Origin of the sequence: Rhizobium zaerense, from assembly GCF_051810725.1 — a bacterium.
GTDB classification, from domain to species: domain Bacteria; phylum Pseudomonadota; class Alphaproteobacteria; order Rhizobiales; family Rhizobiaceae; genus Rhizobium; species Rhizobium leguminosarum_I.
Map to the genome: position 1 here is coordinate 357,327 of NZ_JBPWQY020000005.1, position 13,283 is coordinate 370,609.

Genomic DNA, 13,283 nt, shown 5'->3' on the forward strand with positions numbered 1-13,283 from the left:
CGTTATTAAGCTGTATGCAGCGCGGCGGCTCCGACCCATTCGGGGCGCTCCGCACCTTGCAGCTCTTCCAGCGCATCGGCGGCGAAGCTCGGCACGACACCCGTCCACAGCAGTGCGCCGTCGGGATTGGAATGACCGTCGCCCTCGAGCTTGTAGATGCTTTCGACGATATACTGGCCGTCATTGTTCAGGCCCTTGATCTCGGAAATCTCGATCACGCGGCGCCGGCCGGTGCGCTTGAAGCGGGCGATCTGCACGACGACATCGACCGCCGAGGCGATCTGGGCGCGCAGGGGCCGAAGCGGCATGTCGATATCAGACATCAGCGCCAGCGTTTCCAGCCGGTGTAGGGAGTCATAGGGGGTGTTCGCGTGCACCGTCGAAAGGCTGCCGCTGTGGCCTGATGTCATCGCCTGGATCATATCGAGCGCCTCGCCGCCGCGGCACTCGCCGACGATGATCCGGTCGGGCCGCATGCGCAGCGACGAGCGGAACAGGTCGCGGATGCTGGCGCCGCCGCGACCGAAACGGTCGGGCTTGGTCACTTCGAGATAGACCACGTGTTCCTTGCGGATCTGCAGTTCGGACGTGTCCTCGATGACGATGACGCGCTCGTGGTCGGCAAAGGCTTCCGACAGCGCGTTCAGCATCGTCGTCTTGCCGGTGCCGGTGCCGCCGGAGATGATGACGTTCTTCTGCAGCCCGACGGCCGCCTGCAGCAGCGACAGCGATTCCTCCGTCAGGCTGCCCTGGGTGACGAGGTCGCGGATGCTGCGATGTTCTTTCAGGAAGCGGCGAATGGAGATGCAGAGCCCGGTGCGGGCGGCCGGCGGCTGGATCATCTGCACGCGCGAACCATCCGGCAGGCGCGCCTCGATGCTCGGCTCCTCGGGGGTCAGTCGCTTGCCTGAGAATTGCGCGATGCTGCGCGCGGCCGATTCCAGATCTTCGCGACTGGCAAAACGCGTATCGGCGCGTTCGAGCTTGCCTCGCCTTTCGACGAAGATGTCGGATGTCCCGTTGATCAGGATTTCGGACACGCTCGGATCGTCGAGGAGAAAACGGATCGGCCCGAGCAGCTTGTCCAGCGCCCGGGTCAGGACCTGGAAGGTTGCCTGTTCGGCAGCGTCGTCGGAAACGGCCTTCATCAGAGCGGCATCCCGACCAGGACCGTGCTCATGCCGAACAGTGTCGCCATCATCTGGACCGCGGTCGGAAAGAACATCATCAGTGGAATGAGGACCAATCCAAGTATTAAGATGCTGCTCATCGTTTCCATCGTTCTCTCTCCGGATCGACTGGCGGGCGACATCCGCCATTTTCCGAAAGCTTAATCCAGATCGCCAAACAACGCCATGGCCGGGCCCCGCGGAGGCAGTCATTATGATCGCCATATGCTGTTTCTTCTATCGCTTTGAAAGAATTGACCAATTATGGAGCAGTAGACGAGGCCTCGCCAGGTTGGCAAAAACTTCGGCCATGCAGCTAAAATCTTAGCCCGTTCAAGCTGTTAGTTGAAAAAATATGACGTCAACTGCGATTGTGCCGGCGATGCCTCCAAGACAATTGGAACCCTTCGTTTCGTTTGCTTGACGGAGGGCTGGCCTTGGGCGCACTCTTGGGTCTTAATGGTGTTGTTCAACAAACGTTGGCAGCCGGGGAAGATAAGCTGAAGCAGAAAATATCGTTGGATCGAGCAACATGCTCGTTCGGATCGATGGCGTATGCTTGGTTCATCTTCATCAGGGCTTCGAACCGAAACAAACCTGGGAATGAGGAGTAATCACATGTTTGGTAAACTCAAGACTCTCGCAATTGCACTTCACAAGGACGAGCGTGGCGACATGGCCCAGATCGTCCTGGCCGTCGCCCTGATCGTCATTCCGCTGATGCTGCTTCTGCTCGCATTCGGCAAGCAGATCGGCGAATGGTTCAATGAAAAGAACACGGCGCTCTCGGATGCCGAGAGAATTCCTGAGCCGGGTCAATAAGCGGGTCGGGATCATGGATACGACCTATGATCTGACCCTGATGCCTGCGGCGGCGGCTCTTGCCGTCGCCTGCACCATGACCGCGGCGGTGCTCGACCATCGCCACGGTCATATCCCGAACGCCGTCACCTATCCCTGCCTGCTTGGCGGGTTCATGTTGGCGGCAGTCAGCGGCGGTCTCGCAGGAACAGGGCTTGCCTTCGCAGGCCTCCTTGCAGCCGGCCTGATCTTTCTCATCGCCTTCGCAGCCGGAAGCTGCGGCGGCGGCGACGTCAAGCTGATGGCGGCGCTCGGCGCCCTTCTCGGCCTCTGGCCCGCCATCGATGTCACCCTTGCATCGCTGATGGTCGGCGGCGTGATTGCCGTTTTCTCCATGGCGCGGCGTGTTCAGTGGAGCGTGCTGGCGCGAACGGTCGGACTGTTTGCGCTTCTCCTGCCCGCCGGTTTCCGCGACGCCGCTTCCGTGCTGAAGCCGCGCGAGACACATCATACCGTGCGCTTCGGCGTTGCCGCTGCTCTCGGACTTCTCTGGTGCCTTTCCATGCCTGATTTCACCCCTCTTTCACTCGTGAGGTAACGGCAATGCGCGCGGAACTCGAACGCCCCATCTTCGACGGCGCCTTCTGGAGTTCGATCCTGCACTCACGGACCTTCTGGATCCCAGAGGATCACGGCGCGCTCTTCGGTACCTTTGCGATCGCCATGATGCTGCTTGCCTCGATGCTGCTGCTGCCGCGGCTTTCCGCCCGCCGGCGCCGGATATCGGAGCTGCACGGCGATACCTCCGGCAGCACGACGATGATGGATTTCGTTCTTGTGACACCGGTCTTCGTCTTCTTCATGTTCGTGGTCTTCCAGTTCACGATACTGGCCAAGAACCACCTCTTCACCCACTATGCCGCCTATGCGGCGGCGCGCAGCGCCCGCGTCTATTTCTGCCCGGCCCTGCCGATCACCATCCGGAGCCTCATCGACGTCAAGACCTGCGATAACGATGCCGCCGCCGGCAAGGCCGATCTTGCCGCCCGCCTGGCGCTGATCCCGGCCGCACCCTACGACCAGCTGAAATGCGTCGGCGCCTGCCAGCCGCCGGAAGAGGCGCTGAAAAGCCTTGCCGATGCCTCGGGCCTTTCGAAGAACTGGCGGGCGATGCGCAACCAGGCCCGCTACATGTTCGATCCGCAGAACGTCACGGTGACCGTCGACCGCGCGCCGATGGCGCTCTATGCCGCCATCAACCGCTCACCGCATGTGCCGGTCACCGCCAAGGTGGAAGCGCGCTTCCTGCTGCTCGAATATGCCGGCTGGGTTTTTGCCCGCGGTCAGAGGAAGGACGGCCGCTACTATACGATCTCGACGGCGGAGGTGAACCTGCTATGACACCGGCCCTGATCAAACGCCTGCACCGCGACGAACGCGGCTTCCTGTCGCCGATCATCCTCTACATGACGATCGCGCTTGCCCTGATGATCGTCTGGATCCTGAATACCGGACAGATGATCTACGACAAGCAGCGCACCCAGGACACGGCCGATGCCGCAGCACTCGTCCATGCCGACTGGGAGGCGCGCTATCTCAATATCATGGCGATGAACAACGTCGCCTCGTCGCAGGCAACCGTTGTCATGGCGACGTCGGTCGCCTTTCAGCTGACGACGGCGGAACTTGCCCTGCGCTCGGGTGTCATTCTGGCGAAACTCGCCGAATATTCGTTCACGGAAGGCTTCGGGCCGGCGTCCCTGCTGCCTCCGCTTCCGCCAATGCCCTATTGCCCCGGCTGGCAAAAAGTCCCGATCGTCGGTGGCATCATCTATGGGGCTTGCCTGGCGTTCCAGGGATTCCGGGCGCTGGAAGCCGCCAAAGCGATCGGATATACGGTGGCGGCGCAAGTCAAATACAATCCTTTGGGCCTCATCGAGAAGTCCAGCGACATCATCGATGCGATGAACGATCTGAACGACTACCTCGTCGAAAGCTTTCCGCAGCGCGTCAGCAACGAAGCCCTGCATCTGGTGCGCTTGAACAAGTCGGATCACGTCGTCTTTCATCCGCCGTGTGAGTCCTGCGACCAGGCCGGAGAAGGTGCGGGCGGTAACCTGCCGGTCGATCGTGACGGCATCAATCCCGCCTCGGCCTATGCTGAAATGTGCCTTGCGATGGCCAATGGCACGCAGGGACAGGACCCGTTTCTGATGCGCGGCGAATTTGCCAATCGTGGGTTCCCCAACGGCAAGGGCCCACTAACGGCAGGCGGAGTCGATGGCAGCCATATCCGAGACTGGGTCAACCACGAAAGCGGCGTCGACGATGCGCTGGTGGAGTTCTACATCTTCTATGAAGCCTTCGGCCCGGCTTATCTCAGCAAGGTTCCGTTCAAGGCGATCGTCGAGCAATATGCCGGCGATCTGAGCTGGCTGGAGGAAGCAGCGCTCGATGTCAGCTTCTGGCTGGCGGACAAGGTCTTCGGCGTCGGCTTCGGCATCACCAACCCCTTCCAGCTACCGATCGACGTGCCGCCGCGCTATTCCGATGCCCAGACGAAGGACGAGAACGATTTCACCCGCAAGTTCGACATGATCTGGAACCAGGTCTGCGGCCCAGCCGGTGGCGCGATTTCCGTGGCGGGTGCTCCCCTGCCCGTCATCTCCTTCCCGAAGCCTTACTGGCTGAAAGGACGCATCCCCTTCAACTTCTCGCCCTTCGGCGGCGAGCAGCTCGACGACTACCAGACGCTGGCGATCGTTTCCCGCGCCCCGCGCGCCAGGCTGCAGATCCGCATCTTCAAGGACAAGACACCGTCCGCCTATGCGCTCGCGCAGAGCTGGGTCCACAATTACACGGCCTTCGACCTCTACACTCAGGACTGGCTGGCATCGCTTGCGCCCGCTACGCTTGCCGACGATATCGGCGAGGTTTCGAACACCATCAAACAGAGCCCGGCGGCCGACAGTTTTACCGGCTTGACCCGCGTCTTCGACCGAGGAGGAGCCAATGCCTGGGCTGCCGTCAACACACACTGAGCCTGTGGGCGGTCCTGCTGGCCGCGGGCTGCTGATGCGGCTGCACCGCGACAGGCGCGGTCTGGCCTCGATCGAATTTGTGCTCGCCGCGCCTGTTATCTTGCTGATCGTGATTTTCGTCATCCACGCGAACAAGATTTCCACCAAGAAGGTCGGAACCATGCTTGCGATGCGCAACGCCGCCTTCGCCGAGGCAAATGGGCTGGACTGCACGTCGGATTTCTCGAATGTCGTCCCGATCCCGGCTCTGCCGGCAGTGCCCGGGGGCGACGCCATCAACTGCTCGCGCACACCATCGCATGAAGGCGATGGCGACCCGCAGCGCACCTTTGTCTGGGACGATGTCCAAAATACCTTGAAGAGCGACGGCCGCGACTTCGGCGACATGGTCGGCGACCTCGCCAATGAGAAGCCGCAGCTCGTCACCGCGACAGCCGACCGCGTCTACAAGTTCAGGGATTCCGACGATCTCGATACGATCAGGAGCCTCCGCTGGAAGGATGCGTTCACGGTGGACGATTCCACGCTGTTTGCCTCGCACAACAATGACACCACGAGCCACGGCTACGATCCGACGCTCCGCCGCGAAATCCGCGATGTCGCCGACGATTCCGGCGATCTCTTCGACGGCGTCTTTCCGGGAGCGAAATAAGATGAGACAGGGCTCGCGCATCTCCCATCATCCCCTCGGCCATCTCACCGGTTTGGCGCTCGTCATCGGGCTCGCCGCCGCCATGGCCACACCAGGCCGCGCCGAGATCTACAAGGATTTGAGGGTGACGCTGAATTTGATGCTGGCCGGCATCGTCGGCGCGCCGGAACGCGCGCCGCGCGATCTCGTCATCAACGGCCAGCCGCTTGAATTCACGCCCTATCAGAGCGATCGCAGCATTTCCGATATGACCGACGAATGGCTGCGGGTACTGGCCGTCAATACAAGGCCCGCCATGCCGAAAGGCAATGACAGGCAAGAACTGACTGACGTCATCGCCGCCAACATGCTGATCGTCCCGAAGATGAGCCGCATCCGCGATGATCTTGCCGTGGTGGTACGGTTCTTCGACGGCGACGGCGAGGCGGCCCTCGACTATCTCAGACGCCAGGATCCGGCCAATCCCTCGGCAAGGGCGCCGATCCCCGGCGTCTCGATCATGATCCGCCGTCCCGCCGACGCGCCGAGGACCGAGGTGCTGATGAGCCGCTTCGAGGATGTCGCGGCGACGCTGCCGGCCTTCGCGGCTGCGGCCGATGTCAGCAAGCTGCCGATGTCGCTGCGTCCGCCGGCCGGTGCCGAGGTGCTGAGCGATATCGGCGATCGCGACAAGGGCCACACGTCACGCACGGTCGTGTCTAAAGGCACGCTGTCGGCCACGCGCTGGTCGGATCAGCGCGCCGATCTTCTTGCCCGCGACGGCTTCACCATCGAGACCCCGCCGGTGCAGCACGGCCGGGTCACAGCACTTTATGGCCGGCGCGGCAGCGTCGAGGCCAATGTCTTGTACACCCGCAGTAAAACCGACGGCCGGACCGTCGAAGTCATCCAAATCAGGCAACCCTTCGTCGAAGGAACAACACCATGAACTGGAAGCTCATCGCGGCCGTGATCGTCGGTCTCATTACCGGCGTTCTGCTCTACTTCTGGACCGAGAGCGTCAAGAACGAGCAGGTGGCCTATGCCTTCATGCGGCTCCAGCCCGACAGGAAGGTGACGCGAGGTCAGGCGATCACGCCCGACATGCTCGCCGAACCGGTGATGCTGCCGGAAAGCTTCGGGGCGCTCGCCAAGCTCGCGGTTCCCGCGGCCAGCGCCTATCAGGAATGGTTGAAGGACAGGACGGCGGCCGCCGACATTCCGGCCGGCTCGGTGCTGCTCTTCCAGTATTTCGACGATAACGACGGCGGACGCTTGACGACGATGATCGCACCCGGCAAGCGGGCACTGACCCTTCCCGTCAACGCCGCCTCGGCTGTCGGCCATTTCGTCGAGCCGGGCAGCTATGTCGATATCCTCGGCACGGTCGACGAACCGGTCGAACCTGTGGCGCCGGCCGCAGCAGCCCAGCCGGGAGCTCCTGGCCAGCCCGCTCCCGTGCCAGGTCAGCCTGCCGTTCCGGGCCAGGCGCCGGCCGTAGCCGGACAGCCGCAGGCTCCAGCCCAGCCGCAGTCACCGGTCGAGCAGATGCTGAAGAACTATCTCACCCAGTATCCGGGCGCCGACGAGAACGATGTCAACGCTTACCGCAAACAGGCGCAGGACTATAAACTCGGCATCAGCTCGCGCACCCGCGTCGTCACCCGCACCTTCCTGCAGAATGTCAAAGTGCTGGCCGTTGGCGCGGCGACGACGGCGGAGGGTGCAGTCACCAAGGCCAACAGCACTTACAACAATGTGACGGTCGAAGTGACGCCGTCGGAAGCCGAAATGCTGATCTTTGCGATGGGCCAGTCGAACGGCAGCCTCAATCTCGTTCTGCGCAATCCGGCCGACAATACCGTCGAGGACCTGCCGAGCATCAACTGGACGCGGATGTGACCGTCGCGGGGGAATGAGCCATGCTGTTGAAGATTTCCTATGAGGACGGCAGCGGCCGGGAGGTGATCCCGCTCTCGGCGAACGAGACCTATTTCGTCGGCGAAAGCAGCACGCTGACGTTGCCCGCCGGCGCGGGCGTCGTGCGGCTGCGCGGCAGCCACGTCTCTTCGCCCCAATTCGTGCTGCGGAAATCGGGCCAGGGCTGGTCGGTGCAGCATCACGGCCGCAACCCGACGCGCGTCGACGATCAGCCGCTTCGAGCCGGCACGCCGGTTGCGGTTTCGGCCGGCATGTCGATCTGGGTGCCGAACGTCACGATCGAGCTCGTCGAGCCGGCCGCCGCGCCCGTAGCGGTCACGCAGTTTCCCGATCAGGAACGCGTGCTCGCCTTGCAGATGGAAATTCACGAGCGCCTGCTGAAGGACACGCAGTATGACCGGCTGGTGAAATCCTCCGATTTCGGCCGCGAGGAGACGCGCACCCGTATCCGCGAGCGTCTCGACATGTTCATCAAGGAGGCGCTCGACAGCGCGCCACAGGATCTCGTCATCCTCGTCATCAAGAACGCCGTCTATCGGTGGCTGGCAAAACGCATCGCCCGCACGGGCCGGCGTGACGCCTCGTCGAATGCCGCAAGCCTCTCGCGTGAGGAGCAGGACAATCGCCGCCTCTTCGACGTCGGCAAGGCGCTGATTTCGGCCCTGCAGCTTAAGCTGAACTTCGAATCCACCCGCTCCGACTTCGCCCAGCTCGATAGCCGTTTCAGCGCCGCATTCCAGTCCAGGCAGGCTCTTTTCAACGCCGGCGACCGCTACGAGATCGCCCATATGCACCTGCGCTCCAATATCGAGGAGCTGATGTATCGCTGGGGGACGATCTCCGAACTGATGGATCTCGATGTCATCTCGGAAATCATGGTGACGCGCTACGACGAGATCTACGTCGAAAAATTCGGCCTGCTGGAACGCTACCCCTTCGCCTTCGCCAACGAGCGGCAGTTGATGAAGGTGATCGAGCGCATCGCCGTCGATTCCAACCGGTCGATCAACGAAAGCGAGGCGATGGCCGACTTCCGCATGCCGGATGGCTCGCGCGTCAACGCCGTCATTCCGCCGCTGGCGGTCAAGGGCGCTTGCCTGACCATCCGCAAGTTCGGCGGCAAGTCGCGGCTCGATATCAGCAAGCTGGTGACCGCCGGTGCGCTCAGCGAGCCGATGCGCGCCTTCCTCGAGGCAGCCGTCCGCTCGCGCAAGAACATCGTCGTCTCAGGCGGAACCGGCTCCGGCAAGACGACGCTCTTGAACAGCCTGTCGCAGTTCATCCCGGTCGGCGAGCGCGTCGTTGCCGTCGAGGACACGTCGGAACTGCAGCTCGACGGCATCCATGTCGTCTATCTGCAATCGCGGCCGAAGACGGCGGAGTCCGAGACCAGCGTCACCATCCGCGACCTCGTGCGAAACGCATTGCGCATGCGTCCCGACCGCATCATCGTCGGCGAGTGCCGTGGTGCGGAGGCGATCGACATGCTGCAGGCGATGAACACCGGCCATGCCGGCTCGATGACGACGGCGCATGCCAACACACCACAGGACATGATGACCCGCCTGGAAGTGATGGTGCTGCAGGGGCAGAGCTCGCTGCCTGTCATGGCGATCCGCCAGCAGATCGTTGCCGCCGTCGAGCTCGTCGTGCAGCTGAATCGGCTGGCGAACGGCCGGCGCGCCGTCACCGAGATATCGGAGGTGATCGGCATCGATCCGGATACCGGCCTCATCATCGTCGAGCCGATCTTCAATCTCGTCGGCCGCGCCGGCGGCCAGGCCGTGCATGCCTTCACCGGCTACCTGCCGAGCTTCGTCGCCGAGCTCGTCGAGTTCAACGACGACGGCGAGATCGAAAAACTGGACATGTTCGTCTAGAGCGGTTCCAGAACCGCTCTAGGCTTTTGTTTTTACGCAATTCAGAACGGAAACCGCTTCGCACTTTTCGTGGAATTGCTCTGAGGGGGAAGCCATGGATATCAGCATTCTGCAGATTTTTACGGTCGCCCTCGGCGCGGTCACAGTGGGACTGCTCGTCTGGGGCGCGCCGGTGCGCTGGCCGGCGCCGCTGCTGCGTGCCACCGAGCGTGACATTGCGCTCGCCAGCGAGGCGGCGCAGGTCTTCGGGCGCGATGCCGTTCCGCCCTATACGATGATCCTCGCCTACGGCATCACGGCGATCGTCGTCTTCGCGGTGGTCTCGCTGATCTTCGGGCCGATCTTCGGCTTCGTCATCGCCATCCCGGTCGCGATCTTCCTCCCCAAGGGCGTGATCCGTTATTTTCTGCAGCGCCGCTGGCTGCAGATCGAATCGCAGCTTCCCTACGCCGTCGACCAGATCGTCTCGGCGGTGCGCACCGGCAAGCCGCTCGCCATCGCCGTCAATGCGGTGGCCGATACCGGCCAGATGCCGGCCTCGCGCGAGTTCGAGCGCATTGCCCGCGAACAGAAGCTCGGCATCGGCCTGGTCGAGGCGCTCGACCGCCACGGCCGCAACGTGCCGAGCCTGCATTTCAAGATGGTCGATGCGGCCCTCGGCCTCTTTGCCCGCCAGGGCGGCGACATCTCCGAACCGCTGACCGAAATGTCGAAATCCTTCAAGGAAATCTGGAAGCTCGATCAGAAGATCACGACCTCGTCGTCGCAGGCGCGCATGAATTTCCGCGTCGTCAACGGCGGTGCGCTGTTCATGATCCTGATGATCTTCTTCGGCCAGCCCGAGTTGATCGACAAGGTGTTCGGCAACGCCATCGGCATCGTCATCGCGATCGTCGGCGCCATTCTCTATGCCACCGGTTTCTTCTGGATGCGCTCGATGATGAAGGTGTCGGTATGATATCTCAGATACCCCTCGCCCCGATTGCCGTCGTCTTTGCCGGGATCACCGCTGCGCTGTTCGTCTGGTGGATCGGCGATCTGCTCGGCAGCATTCACGTGGTGCGCCGGTCCGCCGGCGGCGATGGCCCGCCACCCAATATCGTCGACAGCATCGGCATGCGCACCCCGGTCGAATTCGTGCTGACGCATTTCGAGCAGCTCCTGGCCGATTACGGCGCGCAACTCGAGCAGAAGCTGATCTATGCCGGTCGGCCGTTCGGCGGCGTCACGGGGCGGGAATATATCGCGCTTCTCGTGGTCTTAAGTCTGTTCGGTTTTGTCGCGCTCGGCCTGCTGTTCGGCATTGCCAGCGGCAGCGTGATCGGCGGGCTAGTCGCCGGGCTGATCCTCGGCCTCATCCCCGCCATCTATTTCTGGGTCGTCGCCGACGACAAGGCGCAGGACCGCAAGGAACGCATCTCGCGCGAATTTCCCTATTTCCTCGATCTCGTCGTCATGACGCAGCAGGCGCAGGCGACCTTGCCGGAAAGCCTGAGGCTTTATGCCGAGGCTGCACCAGGCACCGTCATGAGCGAGGAGATCGAACAGACGCTGAAGGACGTGGCGCTCGGCACCGGCATGATCGAGGCGCTGCAGCGGCTGGAGCGCCGCATGACCGCCGAAGAGGTCATTCGCGTCATCCGCGCCGTGATCCAGGGCGAAGTCGAGGGCAGCAACCGCGTCGAGCTGCTGCGCGAACATGCGCGTGACCTGCGCTTCCGCCGCTGGGAAAAGGCCGACAGGGCCAGTGAAAAGCTGAAGGCCAAGATCGTCATGCCGGCGATGATGATCGTCGTGTCGATCCTGCTTCTGGTGCTGGCGCCTGCAATTGTCGAGATGATGTCGAGTGGGATGTTCTGATCATGGCCTTTTTTCCTTCTTTCGCGGAAACAAACCAAGCCTTCTGCAGACCGGTCCCGGCGGCCAGAGCCGCAGCCATGTGCTCGACCGGCCGGAGATGTCGATCGGCCGGGCTGCTAATGCCGATATCGTCGTCGACGATCCGTTTCTGGCGCCGATCCATGCGCGCATCGAGCGGCAGAGCGACGGCGGCTTCATCATTCGCCGGATGGGACTGAACCCGATCATGCTGCGCGGCGAAGCGCTGTTGCAGACGGCCTCGCTGAAATCAGGCGACAGCTTCCGTCTCGGCAAGGACGTCGAATTCCAGTTCGTCGTCAAAGCCTCAGCCAAGGAAGCGCCGAAGAAGCAGGCCTCCAAGGCAACTGACGACAAGCCGAAGAAGTCGCTCCTCAAACAGCCGGCCTTCCTGGCCGGAATGGGGGTCGTCTATCTCGCCATCGTCGGCATCATCGGCTACGTGATCCTGTCCGGCGGCAGCAGCGCGGAAACTGGCCCGACGGCCGAGCGCATCAATGCCGAAGCGGCCCGCATTCCGACATGCATCAAGAATGCCCGGCGCATGCGTGAGGTTTCCGAGCAAAGTTTCAACGGGGCCGTCGGCGGCCGCGTCGGCAGGGACGGCGAGGCAACCTATGCCGCCCTTTCGCTGGCAGCCGAACCGTCTGACGACGCCGCGCTGGCAAAGGCCGCCCAGCCGATCGTCGAGGCTTACAAACGCACCGCCCTTGCAGCCCTTGCCTCGGAAAACCGCGGCAACAACACACTGGCGCGGAGCCTCTACCAGCAGACCTACGACCTCGTCCCCGACATCAACTGCTCGGCCGCGCGCTTCGCGCTGCAGCGCCGTGCCGCCACGAAGCCGCCGGCGCGCCGCTGATCGCCAGTCCTGCATCGTGCTAGCTGACATACAAACCTGGCTTGCTCGTCATTGTGCCTGCATTGCGGGCAAATCGCCGCTTGGTATGAACCCGCAGAGCGTGCTGCCGAGGGCGGGTGAGGCCTTTTATGCCTTGGCGGCAGGTCCATTTTTGGAGCGTTTGTGATCTGCTTGAGGAATGCTCAGTTGAAGCTATGGTTCGAGCATCGTTTCAAAGTCCGACGGGGTATTGCCGCGCCAACCAAATTTCAGACCCCAATTGCACCTGTGACAGCCGAGTTCGTTCGCCATTGACGCTTGCAGGAGAGTAGGACGCGGCAACCGGTTGTCGAGTTCAGTTCCGTGCAAGCTGCTTAAGGTTTCTCTTTTCCGTTGCTAAACCTGACGCGGTGAATGATGAGCAAGCTGGATGGAGTACTGTCGCTCCTGGCGGCTCGGAAACGACAGGCCGAAAATAAGTGAAGGTCAGTATGCGCCTCAGCATCGTTGCTTTAATTCTCCCTGTGATTTTGTTGGTCGCATCGCAGTCTGCCGCACAAGAAGATCGTAGGTCGACCGTCTCCCAGGCGAAGACCCTTTATGTGATTTCGTCAACCGTTCTTATGAGCGCACGGTTAGCGGCAATTTCGCGGCCACGCTTTACGGCGTTCAGCCGACGGGCTCCTTTGACCTGCTCTCAAGTGGAGTCTTCATTGGTGATTTAGCTTATGATCGGCAGGGGCTTGGTAGATGGCATTTGCGACACCGTGGCTACGCAAGACTGTAGATGGTATCGGAGCAGTTCTTCGGCATTGCTCGGACGCTTCCGACAGCCTCTATGGCGCAGTGCCGGTGAAGGTTTTTCAGGTGGACTGGGCAAGAGATGGCTATAACGCCAAATCAGAAGTCGTGATTTCTACAGCAACTTCAAAAATCATCAAAACCACCCGCCAGTTCGTTGGAGCCACCCCCACCGGCTTCGCCGTTATGACGGAAATTTTCGAGACGAAGCGACATCGGATCAAAGCGCCCTCTGACGCAATCGATCTTCGTAGCGAGTAGGTTTTGCGCGTTCCCTGGCTACGGATCCCAGATGAATGG

Annotated in this window: 14 protein-coding genes; 12 read left to right on the forward strand and 2 right to left on the reverse strand. The window is 62.0% G+C overall.

All coding sequences use genetic code 11. The features are described 5' to 3' along the window. Positions 1 to 5: 5 nt before the first annotated feature. Together ACS4RR_RS32575 and ACS4RR_RS32580 are read right to left on the reverse strand one after the other, a co-directional pair. Positions 6 to 1,148: a TadA family conjugal transfer-associated ATPase gene (locus ACS4RR_RS32575; protein ID WP_032985809.1), complete on the reverse strand. Its 1,143-nt coding sequence runs from the start codon at positions 1,146 to 1,148 to the stop codon at positions 6 to 8. Continuing rightward, a complete protein-coding gene (locus ACS4RR_RS32580; protein WP_012763633.1) occupies positions 1,148 to 1,279 on the reverse strand; it encodes a hypothetical protein in 132 nt (43 codons plus the stop codon). Before ACS4RR_RS32580 ends, ACS4RR_RS32575 begins: the two co-directional genes overlap by 1 nt. Positions 1,280 to 1,787: 508 nt before the next feature. Between ACS4RR_RS32580 and ACS4RR_RS32585 the strand changes: the two genes are divergently transcribed. The 12 genes from ACS4RR_RS32585 (at position 1,788) to ACS4RR_RS32640 (ending at position 13,244) form a co-directional block, all read left to right on the forward strand. Beyond that, on the forward strand, positions 1,788 to 1,991 hold the full coding sequence (locus ACS4RR_RS32585) for a hypothetical protein (protein WP_018246152.1): 204 nt from the start codon (positions 1,788 to 1,790) through the stop codon (positions 1,989 to 1,991). Between the two features lie 13 nt (positions 1,992 to 2,004). Then, positions 2,005 to 2,568, forward strand: coding sequence for an A24 family peptidase (locus tag ACS4RR_RS32590; protein ID WP_260299565.1), 564 nt, complete (start codon positions 2,005 to 2,007; stop codon positions 2,566 to 2,568). Positions 2,569 to 2,573: 5 nt separating this feature from the next. Beyond that, positions 2,574 to 3,371, forward strand: a complete 798-nt coding sequence (locus ACS4RR_RS32595) for a TadE/TadG family type IV pilus assembly protein (RefSeq protein ID WP_456190640.1) — start codon at positions 2,574 to 2,576, stop codon at positions 3,369 to 3,371. Then, positions 3,368 to 5,011, forward strand: a complete 1,644-nt coding sequence (locus ACS4RR_RS32600) for a TadE/TadG family type IV pilus assembly protein (RefSeq protein WP_260299567.1) — start codon at positions 3,368 to 3,370, stop codon at positions 5,009 to 5,011. The genes ACS4RR_RS32595 and ACS4RR_RS32600 overlap by 4 nt, the downstream gene beginning before the upstream one ends. After that, the gene (locus ACS4RR_RS32605) at positions 4,983 to 5,663 is read left to right on the forward strand and encodes a TadE/TadG family type IV pilus assembly protein (RefSeq protein ID WP_260299568.1); all 681 of its coding nucleotides are present in this window, start codon (positions 4,983 to 4,985) and stop codon (positions 5,661 to 5,663) included. The genes ACS4RR_RS32600 and ACS4RR_RS32605 overlap by 29 nt, the downstream gene beginning before the upstream one ends. A gap of 1 nt (position 5,664) precedes the next feature. Continuing rightward, positions 5,665 to 6,591: a hypothetical protein gene (locus tag ACS4RR_RS32610; RefSeq protein WP_456190641.1), complete on the forward strand. Its 927-nt coding sequence runs from the start codon at positions 5,665 to 5,667 to the stop codon at positions 6,589 to 6,591. Then, on the forward strand, positions 6,588 to 7,544 hold the full coding sequence (cpaB, locus tag ACS4RR_RS32615) for a Flp pilus assembly protein CpaB (protein WP_260111877.1): 957 nt from the start codon (positions 6,588 to 6,590) through the stop codon (positions 7,542 to 7,544). The genes ACS4RR_RS32610 and cpaB overlap by 4 nt, the downstream gene beginning before the upstream one ends. 20 nt (positions 7,545 to 7,564) lie before the next feature. After that, positions 7,565 to 9,463 (forward strand): TadA family conjugal transfer-associated ATPase, encoded by a 1,899-nt coding sequence (locus ACS4RR_RS32620; protein ID WP_162115122.1) that lies wholly within the window; start codon positions 7,565 to 7,567, stop codon positions 9,461 to 9,463. Positions 9,464 to 9,557: 94 nt separating this feature from the next. Then, positions 9,558 to 10,421 (forward strand): type II secretion system F family protein, encoded by an 864-nt coding sequence (locus ACS4RR_RS32625; RefSeq protein WP_162115123.1) that lies wholly within the window; start codon positions 9,558 to 9,560, stop codon positions 10,419 to 10,421. Continuing rightward, positions 10,418 to 11,323, forward strand: a complete 906-nt coding sequence (locus tag ACS4RR_RS32630; RefSeq protein ID WP_260111878.1) for a type II secretion system F family protein — start codon at positions 10,418 to 10,420, stop codon at positions 11,321 to 11,323. Before ACS4RR_RS32625 ends, ACS4RR_RS32630 begins: the two co-directional genes overlap by 4 nt. Before the next feature lie 97 nt (positions 11,324 to 11,420). Continuing rightward, positions 11,421 to 12,203 (forward strand): FHA domain-containing protein, encoded by a 783-nt coding sequence (locus ACS4RR_RS32635; RefSeq protein ID WP_456190708.1) that lies wholly within the window; start codon positions 11,421 to 11,423, stop codon positions 12,201 to 12,203. 729 nt (positions 12,204 to 12,932) lie between these two features. Then, complete coding sequence (locus ACS4RR_RS32640; RefSeq protein WP_260299574.1) at positions 12,933 to 13,244, forward strand: hypothetical protein; 312 nt, start codon at positions 12,933 to 12,935, stop codon at positions 13,242 to 13,244. Positions 13,245 to 13,283: the final 39 nt, after the last annotated feature.

Coding starts and splice junctions, on each gene's coding strand:
- ACS4RR_RS32610 (WP_456190641.1), top strand. CDS start 5,665: ATGAGACAGGGCTCGCGCATCTCCCATCATCCCCTCGGCCATCTCACC.
- ACS4RR_RS32585 (WP_018246152.1), top strand. CDS start 1,788: ATGTTTGGTAAACTCAAGACTCTCGCAATTGCACTTCACAAGGACGAG.
- ACS4RR_RS32590 (WP_260299565.1), top strand. CDS start 2,005: ATGGATACGACCTATGATCTGACCCTGATGCCTGCGGCGGCGGCTCTT.
- ACS4RR_RS32625 (WP_162115123.1), top strand. CDS start 9,558: ATGGATATCAGCATTCTGCAGATTTTTACGGTCGCCCTCGGCGCGGTC.
- ACS4RR_RS32630 (WP_260111878.1), top strand. CDS start 10,418: ATGATATCTCAGATACCCCTCGCCCCGATTGCCGTCGTCTTTGCCGGG.
- ACS4RR_RS32575 (WP_032985809.1), bottom strand. CDS start 1,148: ATGAAGGCCGTTTCCGACGACGCTGCCGAACAGGCAACCTTCCAGGTC.
- ACS4RR_RS32640 (WP_260299574.1), top strand. CDS start 12,933: ATGGCATTTGCGACACCGTGGCTACGCAAGACTGTAGATGGTATCGGA.
- ACS4RR_RS32600 (WP_260299567.1), top strand. CDS start 3,368: ATGACACCGGCCCTGATCAAACGCCTGCACCGCGACGAACGCGGCTTC.
- ACS4RR_RS32635 (WP_456190708.1), top strand. CDS start 11,421: ATGTCGATCGGCCGGGCTGCTAATGCCGATATCGTCGTCGACGATCCG.
- ACS4RR_RS32580 (WP_012763633.1), bottom strand. CDS start 1,279: ATGGAAACGATGAGCAGCATCTTAATACTTGGATTGGTCCTCATTCCA.
- cpaB (WP_260111877.1), top strand. CDS start 6,588: ATGAACTGGAAGCTCATCGCGGCCGTGATCGTCGGTCTCATTACCGGC.
- ACS4RR_RS32620 (WP_162115122.1), top strand. CDS start 7,565: ATGCTGTTGAAGATTTCCTATGAGGACGGCAGCGGCCGGGAGGTGATC.
- ACS4RR_RS32605 (WP_260299568.1), top strand. CDS start 4,983: ATGCCTGGGCTGCCGTCAACACACACTGAGCCTGTGGGCGGTCCTGCT.
- ACS4RR_RS32595 (WP_456190640.1), top strand. CDS start 2,574: ATGCGCGCGGAACTCGAACGCCCCATCTTCGACGGCGCCTTCTGGAGT.